The organism is Micromonospora rifamycinica, from assembly GCF_900090265.1.
Lineage (GTDB): Bacteria > Actinomycetota > Actinomycetes > Mycobacteriales > Micromonosporaceae > Micromonospora > Micromonospora rifamycinica.
On record NZ_LT607752.1, the window covers coordinates 6,170,496 to 6,185,559 of the forward strand.

11 protein-coding genes and 1 pseudogene are annotated in these 15,064 nt (G+C 73.2%); 3 read left to right on the forward strand and 9 right to left on the reverse strand.

Going from position 1 to position 15,064, the window contains the following annotated elements:
* Window positions 1-5: 5 nt before the first annotated feature.
* Window positions 6-1,493, forward strand: a complete 1,488-nt coding sequence (mptB, locus tag GA0070623_RS26170) for a polyprenol phosphomannose-dependent alpha 1,6 mannosyltransferase MptB (protein WP_231932556.1) — start codon at window positions 6-8, stop codon at window positions 1,491-1,493.
* A gap of 15 nt (window positions 1,494-1,508) precedes the next feature.
* Here the strand turns inward: mptB and glnA are convergent, their stop codons facing one another.
* Complete coding sequence (gene glnA, locus GA0070623_RS26175; RefSeq protein ID WP_067313152.1) at window positions 1,509-2,933, reverse strand: type I glutamate--ammonia ligase; 1,425 nt, start codon at window positions 2,931-2,933, stop codon at window positions 1,509-1,511.
* 316 nt (window positions 2,934-3,249) lie between these two features.
* Here glnA and GA0070623_RS26180 point away from each other — a divergent pair, with 316 nt between their 5' ends.
* The gene (locus tag GA0070623_RS26180) at window positions 3,250-3,657 is read left to right on the forward strand and encodes an RDD family protein (protein ID WP_089004371.1); all 408 of its coding nucleotides are present in this window, start codon (window positions 3,250-3,252) and stop codon (window positions 3,655-3,657) included.
* 339 nt (window positions 3,658-3,996) lie between these two features.
* Here GA0070623_RS26180 and GA0070623_RS26185 read toward each other — a convergent pair whose 3' ends face one another.
* The 3 genes from GA0070623_RS26185 to lipA form a co-directional block, all read right to left on the reverse strand.
* On the reverse strand, window positions 3,997-4,686 hold the full coding sequence (locus GA0070623_RS26185) for a DUF4191 domain-containing protein (protein ID WP_067314469.1): 690 nt from the start codon (window positions 4,684-4,686) through the stop codon (window positions 3,997-3,999).
* A 145-nt stretch (window positions 4,687-4,831) separates the two neighbouring features.
* Window positions 4,832-6,358, reverse strand: coding sequence for an NAD(P)/FAD-dependent oxidoreductase (locus GA0070623_RS26190; protein ID WP_067314466.1), 1,527 nt, complete (start codon window positions 6,356-6,358; stop codon window positions 4,832-4,834).
* Between the two features lie 274 nt (window positions 6,359-6,632).
* Window positions 6,633-7,682 (reverse strand): lipoyl synthase, encoded by a 1,050-nt coding sequence (lipA, locus tag GA0070623_RS26195; protein ID WP_084261580.1) that lies wholly within the window; start codon window positions 7,680-7,682, stop codon window positions 6,633-6,635.
* Window positions 7,683-8,041: 359 nt separating this feature from the next.
* On the opposite strand from lipA, the gene aspS reads away from it, so the two are divergent.
* Window positions 8,042-9,328, forward strand: a complete 1,287-nt coding sequence (aspS, locus tag GA0070623_RS26200) for an aspartate--tRNA(Asn) ligase (RefSeq protein WP_067314464.1) — start codon at window positions 8,042-8,044, stop codon at window positions 9,326-9,328.
* A gap of 431 nt (window positions 9,329-9,759) precedes the next feature.
* Here the strand turns inward: aspS and GA0070623_RS26205 are convergent.
* The 5 genes and pseudogenes from GA0070623_RS26205 to GA0070623_RS26225 form a co-directional block, all read right to left on the reverse strand.
* A pseudogene (locus GA0070623_RS26205) lies at window positions 9,760-10,025 on the reverse strand (VOC family protein).
* 4 nt (window positions 10,026-10,029) lie between these two features.
* Complete coding sequence (gene lipB / locus GA0070623_RS26210; protein ID WP_067314462.1) at window positions 10,030-10,668, reverse strand: lipoyl(octanoyl) transferase LipB; 639 nt, start codon at window positions 10,666-10,668, stop codon at window positions 10,030-10,032.
* 103 nt (window positions 10,669-10,771) lie between these two features.
* Window positions 10,772-12,595: a hypothetical protein gene (locus GA0070623_RS26215; RefSeq protein ID WP_067314461.1), complete on the reverse strand. Its 1,824-nt coding sequence runs from the start codon at window positions 12,593-12,595 to the stop codon at window positions 10,772-10,774.
* A 157-nt stretch (window positions 12,596-12,752) separates the two neighbouring features.
* Complete coding sequence (locus GA0070623_RS26220; protein ID WP_067314460.1) at window positions 12,753-13,652, reverse strand: TIGR01777 family oxidoreductase; 900 nt, start codon at window positions 13,650-13,652, stop codon at window positions 12,753-12,755.
* A gap of 382 nt (window positions 13,653-14,034) precedes the next feature.
* Window positions 14,035-15,048, reverse strand: coding sequence for an aldo/keto reductase (locus tag GA0070623_RS26225; RefSeq protein ID WP_067315400.1), 1,014 nt, complete (start codon window positions 15,046-15,048; stop codon window positions 14,035-14,037).
* Window positions 15,049-15,064 lie beyond the last annotated feature (16 nt).

The window sequence follows — 15,064 nt, forward strand, 5'->3', positions numbered from 1 at the left end:
GGCCGGTGACCGGACCGGGCGGGGTGCGCGTGGCGCGCTACCTCGGGTTGACCGGGGCGGTGCTGCTCGCGGTGGCCGGCTGGCTGGGCGGGGTGCTGCCCACGGTGCCGCCGACCGGCCCGTGGCGGGCGCCGCACGGCCCCGTGGCGGTGTCGTGCTGGCTGGTCGGGACGGCGCTGATGGTGGCCGCCTGGTGGGCGTTGCGCGCCGGTGCCCCGTCGACCCGGTGGGCGTACGTCACCGCCGGGCTCTGGGCGCTGCCGCTGCTGGTCACCCCGCCGCTGGCCAGCCGGGACGTCTACTCGTACGCCTGCCAGGGCTGGTCGTACGCGGCCGGGCACGACCCGTACCGGGTGGGGGTGGCGGTGGCCGGCTGCCCGTGGGTGGAGTCGGTCGCGCCGATCTGGCGGGACACCCCGGCCCCGTACGGCCCGGCCTTCGTGCTGCTGGCCGCGCTGGCCGCCGGGCTCGGCGGCACCCTGGTCGGCACCCTGGTGGTGCTGCGGCTGTACGCGGTGGCCGGGGTGCTGCTGGTGGCGCTCTGCCTGCCCGGCCTGGCCCGCGCCGCCGGGGTGCCCACCCGCCGGGCGGCCTGGCTGGCGCTGGCCTCCCCGCTGGTCGGGGTGCACCTGGTGGCCGGCGCGCACAACGACGCGGTGATGCTCGGCCTGCTGCTGTTCGGTCTGCTGGTGCTGGTCCGGTCACCCGGGCGGGGGCGGGCGCTGCTCGTCGCCGGGGTGCTGCTGGGGCTGGCGGTGGCGGTGAAGGCGACCGCGGTGGTGGTGCTGCCCTTCGCGGCCCTGACGGCGCTGCACGGCCGGTACACCTGGCGGGGCCTGCTGCGTGACGGCGGGCGGCTGGCCGGGGCGGTGCTGGTCACCCTGGCGGCGGTCTCGGCGCTGTCCGGGCTGGGGCTGGGTTGGGTGGCCGGGCTGGCCCGCAGCGGTGACTCGCAGCAGTGGACGTCGCCGCCGACGGCGGTGGGTTTCGTGGTCGACTACGTCGGCGGGCTGGCCGGTCGGCAGCCGGGCGCGGTGCCGGTGACCCGGGCGGTGGGCCTGCTGGTGCTGGTGGTGGTGCTGGCGGTGCTCTGGTGGCGGGCGTGGACGGCGCTGCGCGGGCTCAACGACGTCCGGCAGCGGGTGCACCGGCTGGCCGCGGCCCGACCCCGGGTCACCCTGCTCGCGGCGGGGCTGGCGCTGGCGGCGACGGTGCTGCTCGCCCCGGTCCTGCACCCGTGGTACGTGACCTGGCCGCTGCTGGTGCTCGCGGTGTCGGCGACCCGGACGACCTGGCTGGTGCCGCCGGCGGCGGTGGCGGCCTTCCTCACCCTGCCCGACGGCACCACTGTCGCCCGGTACACCAAGGCGCCCGGCGCGATCGTGATGACCGCCCTGGTGGTGGCGGTGCTGGTCGGCGCGTTGCGGGGCGGCTGGACGAACGGAACGGGCCGGCGTCGCGGAGGCGACGCCGGCCCGGCCGGTGGAACGTGACCGTCGAGGTGGGCCTCAGCAGTCGAAGTACATGGCGAACTCGTGCGGGGTCGGGCGCAGGCGCACCGGGTCGACCTCGTTGGCCCGCTTCCAGCTGACCCAGGTGGAGATCAGGTCGGGCGTGAAGACGCCACCGTCGAGCAGGTAGTCGTGGTCGGCCTCGAGGGCGTCGAGCACCTCCGGCAGCGAGCCCGGCACCTGCTTGACGTCGCCCCACTCCTCCGGCGGGAGGTCGTAGAGGTCCTTGTCGATCGGGGCCGGCGGCTCGATCTTGCTCTTGATGCCGTCCAGGCCGGCCATCATCATCGCCGAGAAGGCGAGGTACGGGTTGCTGGACGGGTCCGGCACCCGGAACTCGACCCGCTTGGCCTTGGCGCTGGCGCCGGTGACCGGGATGCGGGTGCAGGCGGAGCGGTTGCGCTGCGAGTAGACCAGGTTCACCGGGGCCTCGTAGCCGGGCACCAGCCGGCGGTACGAGTTGACCGTCGGGTTGGTGAACGCCAGCAGCGACGGCGCGTGGTGCAGCAGACCACCGATGTACCAGCGGGCCATGTCCGACAGGCCGGCGTAGCCGGTCTCGTCGTAGAACAGCGGCTCACCGTTGAGCCAGAGGCTCTGGTGGGTGTGCATGCCGGAGCCGTTGTCGCCGAAGAGCGGCTTGGGCATGAAGGTGGCGGTCTTGCCGTTGGCCCAGGCCTCGTTCTTCACGATGTACTTGAAGAGCTGGAGCTGGTCGCCGGCGTGCAGCAGGGTGGAGAACTTGTAGTTGATCTCCGACTGGCCGGCGGTGCCGACCTCGTGGTGCGAACGCTCCACGGTGAAGCCGCCGTCGACCAGGCGACGCACGATCGAGTCACGCAGGTCGGCGTAGTGGTCCACCGGCGGCACCGGGAAGTAGCCGCCCTTGTACGCAGTCTTGTAGCCGCGGTTGCCGCCGGCCTCCTCGCGCCCGCTGTTCCAGGCGCCCTCGATCGAGTCGATGTAGTAGAACGACTGGTGCGCGGAGGTCTCGTGGCGGATCGAGTCGAAGATGTAGAACTCGGCCTCGGCGCCGAAGTACGCGGTGTCGGCGATGCCGCTGGCGGCGAGGTAGGCCTCGGCCTTCTTGGCCACGTTGCGCGGATCCCGGGAGTAGGCCTCACGGGTGAACGGGTCGTGGATGAAGAAGTTGAGCGCGAGGGTCTTCTGCGCGCGGAACGGGTCGATGAAGGCGGTCGCGACGTCCGGGAGCAGGAGCATGTCCGACTCGTGGATCGCCTGGAAACCGCGGATCGACGAACCGTCGAACGCGAGACCGTCGGTGAAGACGCTGTCGTCGAAGGACTCCACCGGCAGATTGAAGTGCTGCATCACGCCGGGCAGGTCACAAAAACGTACGTCGACGAACTTTACGTCCTCGTTCTTGAGGTATCGCAGGAGTTCCTCGGGATTGGCAAACACACGTCCTCCTGGCACGTCCACTCCGGTGGCTGGGCTCTGGCGACGCTATGACCGTGGGGTTGCTCGCCCGTGTCTCCAATGTTTCTGCCGTGTTACGACGCTCGCGGAGCGTCATCTGCGCCGCTCAGTACCCGCCGGGTTGTCCGTTCGGACGATACCGGGTGCAGCGCTGTGTCGCCATTCGTAGTGATTGGACCGAATTTGCATAGACTGCAGGAATACCCTGCCTGTCCACCTGGTGAGCGGGCGGGCGGCAGCGGCAACCGCTGACCGCCCCTGACCGACGGCGGGCCGGTGCTGACTACCCTTGACCACCGTGACGAGTCCGCCCGCGGCACCGGTGCCGCCCGCCACCGACCCCGCCTTCACCCCGCCGAGCCTCGGCCGACGGTTCGGGGCACTGGTGATCGACTGGGTGCTCTGCCTGCTGGTGTCGAACTTCTTCGCCGACCCGGTCCGCGACGGCTGGGCCCCGGTGGCGGTGCTCGTCGTCGAGTACGGCTTCTTCCTCGGCCTGTTCGCCCAGACCCCCGGCATGTGGATCACCCGGCTGCGCTGCCTCGACTGGTCCGACGGCGGGCGGATCGGGATACCCCGGGCGCTGCTGCGCGGCCTGCTCCTGGCCCTGGTGGTGCCGCCCCTGATCATGGACGAGCAGCGTCGTGGCCTGCACGACCGGCTGGCCGGCTCGGTCATCGCCGACGCCCCCCGCCCCACCACCTGATCGCCCCGCCCCGCCCCCGCCCCGCCCCCGCCCCCCGCCCCGCCCGCCCCCTCGCCCGCCACGTGATCGCCCCACCCACCACGTGATCGCGCTGATCGCCCCACCCATCGCATGATCGTGCTCGATCCTGGTTGTAGTGGTCTCGCAGCGGTCGGATGCCACTACAACCAGGATCGAGCACGATCATGAACAGTCGACCCCCGCTGCGGAGAGGATCACGCCGGGGCGCGGGCACGGGGCGGGCAGGCGCGGGCACGGGGGTGGAGCAGGGGTGGAGCGGGCTGGGTGCGCGGCCGGCAGGCGGCGGGTGGCAGGTGGCAGGGCGTACGACGCAGCGGGTCAGCGGCCCCGCGTCTGGCGGAACGCGCGGCCCGCAGGGCGCATGTTCTTCGGGATCGCGCCCTTGGGCATCTGCGGACGGGCGGTGAGGGCCTTGAGCCGCTTGTCGAGCGAGTTGACGTCCTTGCCGTTCAGGGTGCGCGGCAGCCGCATCAGGGTCATCCGCAGCTTGCGGATCGGCAGCTCACCCTCGCCCTGGCCGATCACGTAGTCGTGCAGCGGCGCGGAGCCGATCACCTTGGCCAGCCGGCGCTTCTCCTGACCCAGCAGGCCGCGTACCCGCTGCGGGTTGCCCTCGGCGAGCAGGATCACACCGGGCCGGCCGATCACCAGGTGCACCATGTCCATCTGGGTGGTGGAGCTGACCGCCGGGGTGACCCGCCAGTCGCCGCGCATGTTCTCCATGATCTGCGCCGCCGCGCCGGGCTGCCCCTCGGCGGCGTTCATCATCGCCTTGTTGGACCGCAGGTTGAGGACGATCAGCACGGCGAGCAGGGTGAACAGGATGCCGATCGGCAGCCAGAGCCAGCCCCAGAGGATCACCGCGACCACGGTGAGCGCGAGCGGGATCAGCACCGCTCCGGCGGCCAGCGGCGCGAACCACCGGTCCTGCTTGGCGGTGAACCGGAACACCATCCCGATCTGCTTCAGCCGCTGGCCGAACGAGACCTTCTCCTGGGGCTTTGCCATGCCGCGAGTCTAGTGGTCCCCGCCAGGACGGATGATCCCCGGCCGGCGGTCGGCGGCGGGCCGGGGCGTCCCGGGTGGCGGGACCACCGCGAGCGGGGTCGATCCCCGGCCGGGCCGGAACGGACCCGGCCGGTTCCGCTGGTGGTCAGCGGGTGGGCGAGCGGTCCCCGGCCGGCGGCGCGGTGCGCGGGCGCGGCACGACCGGGGCGGCCCGACCGGTGCCGCCCTGCCCCGTGCCGCCGTGGCCGGCGCTGTCGGCGCCGCCCTCCTCGTGGTAGTCCTCCTCGACGTTGACCGCCCAGACGTCGTGGTCGGTGCCGTCCAGGATGTTCTCGGCGGCCAGCATCGCGGTGAGCATCGAGTGGTCCTGGTTGTTGTACCGGTGCATGCCGTTGCGGCCCACCGGGTGCACGTTCGGCACCGCCTCGGCGAGCCAGCGGCGGATCACCTCGACCGCCTCGGCGTACCCCTCGTCGTAGACCGGGTAGGCCTTCGGCATCCGCACCACGTAGCCGGTGGTGACCGAGCCGGGGCGGACCAGGCCGAGCCGCTCCAGCTCGGCGGTGCCGAAGGCGACCAGCTCCGGGTCGGGCGTCGACCACAGCTCGTCACCCTCGTTGACGAAGTACTCCAGGCCGAGGCAGGTGCCGCCGTCGCGGACCATCTCCGGCGACCAGGCGCCGTAGTTCTGGATCCGGCCGACCTGCACCCCGGGGGTGTGCACGTAGATCCAGTTGTCGGGGAAACCGGCCTCGGTCGGCACCACCAGGGCCACGGTCAGGAAGTCCCGGTGCAGCAGCGCGTCGGCGGCCTCGCGCACCTCCGCCGGGGCGGGCGGGTCCATCGCCCGCACCAGGGCCGAGATCGGCATGGTGGAGACCACGTGGTCGGCGGCGATCCGCCGTTCGCCGGTCGGGCCGGCGACGGTCACCGCGACCGCCCGGCCGTCCGCGCGGTGCACGGTGTGCACCGCGGTCTCCAACTCGACCGTCCCACCGCCCTTGACCACCAGCTCGGCGCAGCGCTCCCACATCATCCCCGGGCCGAGCCGGGGGTAGCGGAACTCCTCGATCAGGCTGGTCACCTCGGTGCCGCCGCGCTGGGGCAGCAGCGCGCCGCGGATCGCCGCGCCGAGGGACAGGTTGCGGATCCGCTGGGCCGCCCAGTCCGCCTGCAGCTCCGTCGCGGGGATGCCCCAGACCTTCTCGGTGTACGTCTTGAAGAACATCCGGTACAGCCGGGCGCCGAACCGGGCCGACACCCAGCCCTCGAAGTGGCTCTGGTCGGCCGGTGGGCGGACCCGCGCCCACAGGTACGACCCGACGCACCGGCACGCCTCCCACACGCCGAGGTTCCGCAGCGCGTTGCCGGCCCGCAGCGGGTAGTCGAACAGCCGGCCCTGGTAGTGGATCCGGCTCATCCGGGGGCGCAGCAGGAAGTCGTCCTCGGGGAGCACCTCGTGCCAGAACGCCTCGACCCGGGACACCTTGGTGAAGAACCGGTGCCCGCCGATGTCGAAGCGCCAGCCCTCCCGCTCGACGGTGCGGCTGATCCCGCCCACCACGTCGTCGGCCTCCACCACCTCGACCGGGGCGTGTCTGCGGGTCAACTCGTACGCGGCGGTGAGACCGGCGGGGCCGGCGCCGATGACAACCGTGTGCGGCTGCGCCATCAAAGACACCACCATCGATGAGTTAGGGGTCGGGGCTGGCGGAATCTAACACGATCTCGCCCTGCTCGGGGAGGGTCGTCGAATCGTCGCCGAGCTGCCGCCCAGCACCCCTTGCGGGTGTGGCCGACGTCTGGGAAGATCGACATATCCGAATGCCCGGCGATCGTCGCGGTGGCCGACGGAGTCGTGCGGGCGTACCCCGGTGGCGTCCCGGGCCGGCCGACGGCACCGAGGCACCGTCAGCCGAAGCCGATCGAGGCGTTCCGGCGGGCCGTCAGCCGACGGTGACCGAGGCGTCCCGGCGGGCCGTCAGGGCCTGCTGGTAGAGCCGCCCCGCGCGGTACGACGAACGCACCAGCGGCCCGCTCATCACCCCGGCGAAGCCGATCTCCTCGGCCTCCTCGCGCAGCTCCACGAACTCCTCCGGCTTGACCCAGCGGGTCACCGGGTGGTGCCGGGGGGTGGGCCGCAGGTACTGGGTGATGGTGATCAGCTCGCAGCCGGCCTCATGCAGGTCACGCAGCGCCTGGGAGACCTCGGCCCGCTCCTCGCCCATGCCCAGGATCAGGTTGCTCTTGGTGACCAGGCCGTCGGCGCGGGCCTGCCGGATCACGTCGAGCGAGCGCTCGTAGCGGAACGCCGGACGGATCCGCTTGAAGATCCGGGGCACCGTCTCGACGTTGTGCGCCAGCACCTCCGGCCGGGCGCCGAACACCTCGGCGAGCTGCTCGGGGACCGCGTTGAAGTCGGGGATCAGCAGCTCGACGCCGCAGCCGGAGCGCAGCGCGTGGATCTGCCGGACGGTCTCGGCGTACAACCACGCGCCGCCGTCGGGCAGGTCGTCACGGGCCACGCCGGTGATGGTGGCGTACCGCAGGCCCATGGTGGCGACCGACTCGGCGACCCGGCGGGGCTCGTCGGCGTCGAACTCGGCCGGCTTGCCGGTGTCGATCTGGCAGAAGTCGCAGCGCCGGGTGCACTGGTCGCCGCCGATGAGGAAGGTGGCCTCCCGGTCCTCCCAGCACTCGTAGATGTTGGGGCAGCCGGCCTCCTGGCAGACGGTGTGCAACCCCTCGCGCGAGACCAGCCCGCGCAGCTCGGTGTACTCCGGCCCCATCTTGGCCTTGACCTTGATCCACGGCGGTTTGCGCTCGATCGGCGTCTCGGCGTTGCGCGCCTCGATCCGCAGCATCCGTCGCCCCTCGGGGGCGACCGTCGCGGAGCGTGCTGCCTGCTGGGTCGTCGGCGCGGAGTGCTCGATCGTCACGAAAACGAGCCTACGCCCGACGGCGGCGATCGATACACGTCGGGCGACCGGCGTCACGTCCCGGGCCTTGTGACACCGGACACCGGCCGGCCGAAAAAGCCCGTTACAGGCCGCCCGGTCGGGTGCTAGCGTGCCGGCAGAGCTGTGACGGAGCCGAGTACCGCCCCGATCCGCCAGTGCAGAGAGCCGCCGGTTGCTGGAAGGCGGTCTGACGCCGGGGCGCGAAGACCCTCCCGAGCCGCGGGAAGAACGGCGCGTCCGCACGCCCAGTAGAGCCCGCCCGGCTGGCCCCGGTGAAAAGGCGACGAATGAGGCCCCCGCCACGGTGGGGGCGAAGGTGTGGTGGCACCGCGAGGTTCCCGCTCGCCCACACCTCCCGGGGATCGCGTTGCGATTCGATCGAGGAGGAAACCGCCGTGCAACGCATCCTGTCCTCCCACCTGTCCACCCGTGTCGGCGCGACCGTGCGGGTCGCCGGCTGGGTGCACCGCCGCCGACTGCTCAGGTCGGTGGCCTTCCTGATCGTCCGGGACGCCGCCGGCCTGACCCAGGTGGTGGTCACCGACCCGGCCGTCCGGGCCGCCGTGACGGCGCTGCCCGAGGAGACCGTGGTCGAGGTGGTCGGCACGGTCACCGCGAACGGCACCGCGCCCGCCGGGGTCGAGCTGACCGGCCCGGCGGTACGACCGCTCGGCCCACCCGCCGTGCCGCCCCCGTTCGACCTGTACCGGCCGGCGCTCACCGCGACCCTGCCCACCCAGCTCGACCACGCCCCGGTGGCGCTGCGGCACCCGAGCCGCGCGGCGGCCCTGCGGATCGCGGCGGCGGCGGTGGCCGGCTTCCGGGCCACCCTGGACGCCCGCGACTTCGTGGAGGTGCACACCCCGAAGGTGGTGGCCACGTCCACCGAGAGCGGGGCGGACGTCTTCGCCCTCGACTGGTTCGGCCGGCCCGCCTACCTGGCCCAGTCGCCGCAGTTCTACAAGCAGCTCATGGTGGGGGTCTTCGAGCGGGTCTACGAGGTGGGGCCGGTGTTCCGGGCCGAACCGCACGACACCGTCCGGCACCTGGCCCAGTACACCTCGCTCGACGTCGAGTTGGGCTTCGTCGACGACCACCGGGACGTGATGGCGGTGCTGCGGGACACCCTCGCCGGGATGCTCGCCGAGGTGGCGCGGCGGGCTGACGGCGCGGTGGCGACCCTGGGCCTGACCCTGCCCGGGATGCCGGTCGAGATCCCGGCCGTGCACTTCACCGAGGCGCTGCGGATCGCCGGCGCACCCCCCGACGAGCCGGACCTGGCCCCCGCCCACGAGCGGACGCTGGGGGAGTGGGCCCGGACCACCCACGGCTCGGACTTCCTCTTCGTCACCGGGTACCCGATGGCGAAGCGGCCCTTCTACACCCATCCCGACCCGGCCCGGCCGGCGTACTCGAACGGTTTCGACCTGCTCTTCCGGGGGCTCGAGCTGGTCACCGGCGGGCAGCGGCTGCACCGCCACCCGGACTACCTGGCAGCGCTCGCGGCGCGCGGCGAGCCGGTCGAGCCGTACGCCGGGTACCTGGACGCGTTCCGGCACGGGATGCCGCCGCACGGCGGCTTCGCGGTCGGCCTGGAGCGCTTCGTGGCCCGGCTGGTCGGCGCGGCCAACGTCCGGGAGGTGACCGCCTTCCCGCGCGACCTGCACCGGCTGACCCCCTGAGCCGCCGAGGGTCTGCCCGGCCGGCTGCGGTCGCCCGCCGGACGTGCACTCTGGGTAGTGGCCACACCGGTGTCACCTTTGGTTGCTCTCCGTGATCGGTGCGGCGTGTGAGTGAAGCCCATTTTGATCATGTCTCAGCCCGCACCCCGCTGAACAGGGGTTTCGTTGCTACCTCTCCCTGGCCCACCCACCTGCCCCTCCGCACTTTGCTCTGCTGCCATCGACGCGACGGTCACTTTCCGCATGCGGTGCCTCTAGGGCAGCAGAGCAAAGTGGGGGAGAGAGGTAGGTGCTACCCGTAGCTCTTCTTACGCTGCGTAGCGGATTGGGAGGTGCTGCGGCCGACGGCGCTGGGCGGCAGCGTGGCGGATACGGTGCCGGTGGATCGGCGGCGGCCCGACGGCGCAACGGGAGCGGCGGGGATTGCGGGGTCAGGCCGGTCCGAGCAGGTCCCAGCGGTTGCCGGCGATGTCCCGGAACACGGCCACCCGACCGTACGGTTCGGTGCGCGGAGGCGTCACGCCAGCAGGATGCCGGTCTGCGCGCCGGGCGGACGGACCACCACCCACCGCTTCGGGCGGCCGCCGTTGGTCAGCGAGGGCGCGTCCTCGACCAGCTCGAAGCCGAGAATCCCGGTGAAGAACGCGATGGCCGGGTCGTAGTCGGCGACGACGAGGGTGACGAGGTCGATCCGCACCGGCTCAGCCGAGCAGGGTGGGCAGGTGCCGCTCCACCACGGGCAGGACCTCGGCCACCGTCACGGGGCGGCCCAGTTCGGCGGTGAGCGAGGTGGTGCCGGCGTCGGCGATGCCGCAGGGCACGATCCGGTCGTAGTACGACAGGTCGCAGTCGCAGTTGATCGCGAAGCCGTGTTGGGTGACGCCCCGGGCGACCCGGATGCCGATGGCGGCCACCTTGCGGGCCGGCCCCCGGTCGTCGTCGGGCACCCATACGCCGCTACGCCCCTCGACCCGGCCGGCGGTCAGCCCGAACTCGGCGCAGACGTCGATCAGCAACTGCTCGGTGCGGCGGACGTAGGCGACCACGTCGACCGGGTCGGGCAGCCGGACGATGGGGTAGCCGACGAGCTGCCCCGGCCCGTGCCAGGTGATCTTGCCGCCCCGGTCGACGTCGACCACCGGGGTGCCGTCCATCGGCCGGTCCCAGGGCTCGGTGCGCTTGCCCGCGGTGTAGACGCTCGGGTGCTCCAACAGCAGCACCGTGTCGCCCCGCTCGCCGGCCACCACCTCCGCGTGCAGCCGTCGTTGCTCGTCCCACGCGGTCGGGTAGTCGACCACCCCGGCCCGGACGGTGGTCACCCCGGAAGTCGTCACGCTCACCGTGCGAGCCTAGCGCCGCCCACCCGTGCCCCGCCCCGTGAGCCTCGTCGCGCCACCCTCGGTGACCCCGGCGACCCTCCCGGGGAGCGGGCCTGCGGGCTGGTCAGGAGGTGGGGACGGTCCAGAGCCAGACGTCGTCCACCCGGCGTGGCTCGCCGAGCAGCGCGGTGGCGGTACGACGCAGCGCGTCCTCGTCCAGGTCGTACTTGGCGCCGTGCACCTCGTCGGGGAGGACGACCGCCTCGACCCCCCAGTACCGCAGGTCCTCCCGGGACAGCCGGATGCTGCCCTCGGTGACGATCGGCACCAGCCCGGTCCGGCCGGCCTGGTCCATCAGCGTGTCGAAGGTGCGCGGCGGAGGGCCGATCCGGCCCCGCCCGTCGGGGCCGCCGGGGCCGAGGAAGAAGCCGGCGGGCAGCCGGAACTCACCCTGCCGATGGGCCAGGGCGTACGCCTGCCAGCGCTGGCCGTCGGGGGTGACGTCCAGGGTCAGCGGGATCGGGGTGAGCACCCCGCCCGGTGAGACGTACTGCCGCCAGGTGCCGGCGGTGACGAACTCCGGCACCGGCGGACGGACGCTGGTCAGCAGCGGGGTGGGCAGCAGCGGCAGCAACGCCGTCGCGAAGCCCGCCCCCCACGCCCAGGCCGCCGCCCGGCCCGGTCGCGTCGTCCGCAGCCGGTCGATCGTGTACGCCAGCAGCACCCCGATCACCGGGGCGACCACCAGGGCCAGCCGGGACGGCAGGGCGGCATTGACCACCGGCAGGTCGTCCAGCACCCCGAAGGGCAGCAGTTGCCCGGTGCGCCGCCCGTTCCACTGCGCCACCGGCCCCCAGGAGAGCACCGCGAAGACCACGGCGGTCACCCCGAGCGCGGCCAGCGTGGCCCGCCGGCCGGGGCTGGCCCGCCGCCACAGCCACCCGAGACAGGCCACCGTGAGCAGCAGCAGCGGCAGCCCGAAGAAGCTGTTCTCCTCGGTCGGGTTGGGCGCCAGCGTGGTGTCCCAGCCCAGCGCGCCGGCCAGCGACCGGCTCGGGTACGCCCCGAACGCGGCGATGTCCTCGGAGTGGATGACCGGGTCGAAGCCGGTGCCGTGGAAGCGCTGCGGCCCGGCGAAGTGCAGCCACAGCGGGTACGCCAGCAGCACCCCGGCGACCAGCGCGGTCACCGCCAGCCCGCGCAGGAAGTCCGGCAGCGCGGCGCGGGCCTCGGCCCGCCGGGCCGGGTGCAGCGCCCAGACGGCGAGGAACACGGCGATCGCCAGGGCGGTGAAGAACAGCCCCTCGGCGGCGATCGAGAAGGCGACCGCCACCAGCAGGCCGAGCAGCAGGCCGCCCCGCCGCCAGTGCCCCGGTCGACCCAGCGCGAACACCGCCGCCACCAGCAGCGGCACCAGCCAGCCGGCGGTCCAGTTCAGGTGCGCGTTGGCGTGCGCGACCATGCCGGGGGAGAAGGCGATGGACAGCGCCCCGACGCCCGCCGCGAGCCGGCTGGCGACGAGCCGCCGGGAGAGCAGCCAGTACCAGGCCAGCGCGGTGGCGGCCAGGTTGAGGGTGAGGATCACCAGGAACGTCGCCGGTGGCCCGACCAGGTACGTCAGCGGCGCGAAGACCACCGCGTACACGGTGATCGAGGTGTTGACGGCGAGGTTCACCCCGTCCGGCACGTTGAGCAGATGGGTGAAGAGCGGGTTCTCCCCGTGGGTGACCGCGTGTCCGCCGAAGGCGAGCAGCCACTCGAACAACGCCTGGTCGCTGGAGTTCACGGTGATCGCCCGCTGGTCCGGGTCGCGCCACAGTCCGCTGGTGACCCAGACCGCCAGCACCACCGCGACGATCACCACGATCAGGTCGGCCCGTCGACCCCGACGGGCGTCCGGTGCGGCGGTGGGCGGCTGGTCGGCGGCCAGGGTCGGGGAGGTCGGCACGGAGCGGACGTTACCAACCGGAACCGGACCCGCCGGCCGGACCCGCGAGCCTGACGCCGGACAAGACCGGGCACGGTCGGCCGCCGCATCGCCGGCGGTGGATGCGTAAACGGGCGGTCAGGTCGCCGCTGGTCGGCTGCCGACCCCGCTCACCGGCTCAGTCGGTCAGGGCGGCGTGCAGCGCGGCGGGCAGCTCGGGGTGGGTCCAGGCGAAGCCGGCCCTGGTGAGCACGGCGGGCAGGACCCGGGTGCTGGTCAGCGCCTCCTGGGCGAAGCCGCCCAGGGCGACCTTCAGGGCGACCGCCGGGATCGGGACGATCGCCGGCCGGTGCAGCTGGCGGGCGAACTCCCGGGTGAACTCGGCGTTGGTGACCGGGTTCGGGCCGACCACGTTGACCGCGCCCGCGGTGTCCCCGGCGGCCAGCAGGAACACCACGGCGTCCAGCCAGTCCCGCAGCGAGATCCACGGCAGCCACTGCCGCCCGCTGCCCAGCCGGCCGGCGACGCCCAGCTTGAACGGCAGCATCTGCGGCTTGAGCAGCCCCCCGTCGCGGTGCAGCGGCAGACCGGTCCGCAGCCGCACCACCCGTACCCCGGCGTCCTCGGCGGGCCGGGTCGCGGCCTCCCAGACCCGGCACACGTCGGCGAGGAACCCCTCACCCGCCGGGGCGTCCTCCTCGACCACCCGGTCGCCGGTGTCGCCGTACCAGCCGACCGCGGAGGAGTTCAGCAGCACCCCGGGGCGGTCCGCCGCCGGCAGCCCGGCGATCGTGACGGCCAGCGTGGTGGTGCTGTCCACCCGGCTGGACCGGATCACCCTGCGGTAGTCGTCGGTCCACCGCTTGTCGCCGACCCCGGCCCCGGCCAGGTTGACCACCGCGTCGGCCCCGGCCACCACGGCCGGGTCGAGCTGCCCGGCCGCCGGATCCCACCGCCGTTCGTCCGGGGTACGCGGCGACCGCCGGACCAGCCGGGTGACCTGGTGCCCCTCGCCGGTGAGACGATCCACCAACCGGGTGCCGAGAAAACCGGACGCGCCGCCCATCAGGATCCGCATACCCCCATCTTCGGCTACGCACCCCCCATCGGATGCGCCGACCACCCACCCCCACCCCACCCCCACCCCCCACCCACACCCACACCCCCACACCCCCCCCAGATGGCCCGCCAGCCGGCGTGGCCATCGGTGATCAAGAGGTTTGCGTCAGTGTTGATCTCTGGCTTGCCCTGAACCTCTTGATCAACTGACCTAAACCTCTTGATCACCGGGACGAGCTGACGGCCAACCGGGGCCGGGGTGGAGAAGGTCGGGGTGGGGTGGAGGAGTCGAGCCGGGGTGGAGGAGCCGGGCCGGCGCGTGGAGGAGTCGGGGCGGGTGGGCTGGTGGAGGCACCCGGGGAGGGGGAGGGGGAGGGTCGGGGGCTGGTGGCGGCGGGGGCCTAACGGGTGCCGGTGTGGCCGGTGGGGGTCGGACGCAGGTCGGCCAGGAGGCGCTCCACCTCGGCGAACGCGTCCGCCGGTAGCGGGCCGAGGGTGAGGGTGGCAAAGTTCTCCCGGGCCTGTGCCACCGTCCGGCAGCCGGGGATCGGCACCGTCCGGGGGCTGCGGGCGAGCAGCCAGCCCAACGCCCCCTGGGCGAGCGTGCGGCCGTCCGAGGTCAACGCCGCCCGGACCGCCGCCACCCGGGCCGACCACTCGGGGCTGGGGCGGCCGTCGCGGAACCACACCAGCCACTGCGGTGCCCGCCCCCGCACGTCGTCCGCGCCCGGCGTGCGGGTGGCCCCGGTGAGCAGGCCCATCGCCAGCGGCCCCCGGTTGAGGCTGGCCAGGTCGAACGTATCGCAGACCGCCAGCACCTGCGGGTTGTCGTTCAGCACCGACTCGTCGTGCTCGACGGCGACGCAGTGCGGTCCCGCCTCGGCGAACGCCCGCGCCGACGCCGGGTCGTCGGTGCTCCAGCCGTACCCCCGGATCTTGCCCTGGGTGACCAGGCCCTCCAGGGTGTCGACCAGGTCGAGCGCGGCGGAGGCCGGCAGGTCGTTGAGGTGCAGCAGGTAGAGGTCGACGTGGTCGGTGCCGAGCCGGCGCAGCGACCCCTCCAGGCTGGCCACCGCGTACGCCGGGTCGGCGTCGACGCCCAGCGCCCGCCGGGTCGCCTCGTCACTGCGGTTGCCGAACTTGGTGACGATCACCGCCCGGTCCCGCCGGCCGGCGAGCGCCCGGCCGAGCACCCGCTCGCTGTGGCCGGCACCGTAGTTGCTGGCCGTGTCGAAGAGGGTGACCCCCAGGTCGAGGGCCTGGTGGACGGTGGCGACCGACTCGTCGTCGTCCACCTCACCCCAGCCGTACGGCTGACCGTCGTCGCCCCAGAGCGGGCCGCCGATCGCCCAGCACCCCATGCCGACCGCGCCGACCTCGATTCCGCTGCGACCCAGAGTCCGTGTCGTCGTCATGCCGACCAGTGTTGAA

Excerpts from the sequence above, each read along its gene's own strand:
- GA0070623_RS26220 (WP_067314460.1), bottom strand. The coding sequence starts at position 13,652 with ATGCGGATCCTGATGGGCGGCGCGTCCGGTTTTCTCGGCACCCGGTTG.
- GA0070623_RS26190 (WP_067314466.1), bottom strand. The coding sequence starts at position 6,358 with ATGGCGCAGCCGCACACGGTTGTCATCGGCGCCGGCCCCGCCGGTCTC.
- GA0070623_RS26185 (WP_067314469.1), bottom strand. The coding sequence starts at position 4,686 with ATGGCAAAGCCCCAGGAGAAGGTCTCGTTCGGCCAGCGGCTGAAGCAG.
- GA0070623_RS26225 (WP_067315400.1), bottom strand. The coding sequence starts at position 15,048 with ATGACGACGACACGGACTCTGGGTCGCAGCGGAATCGAGGTCGGCGCG.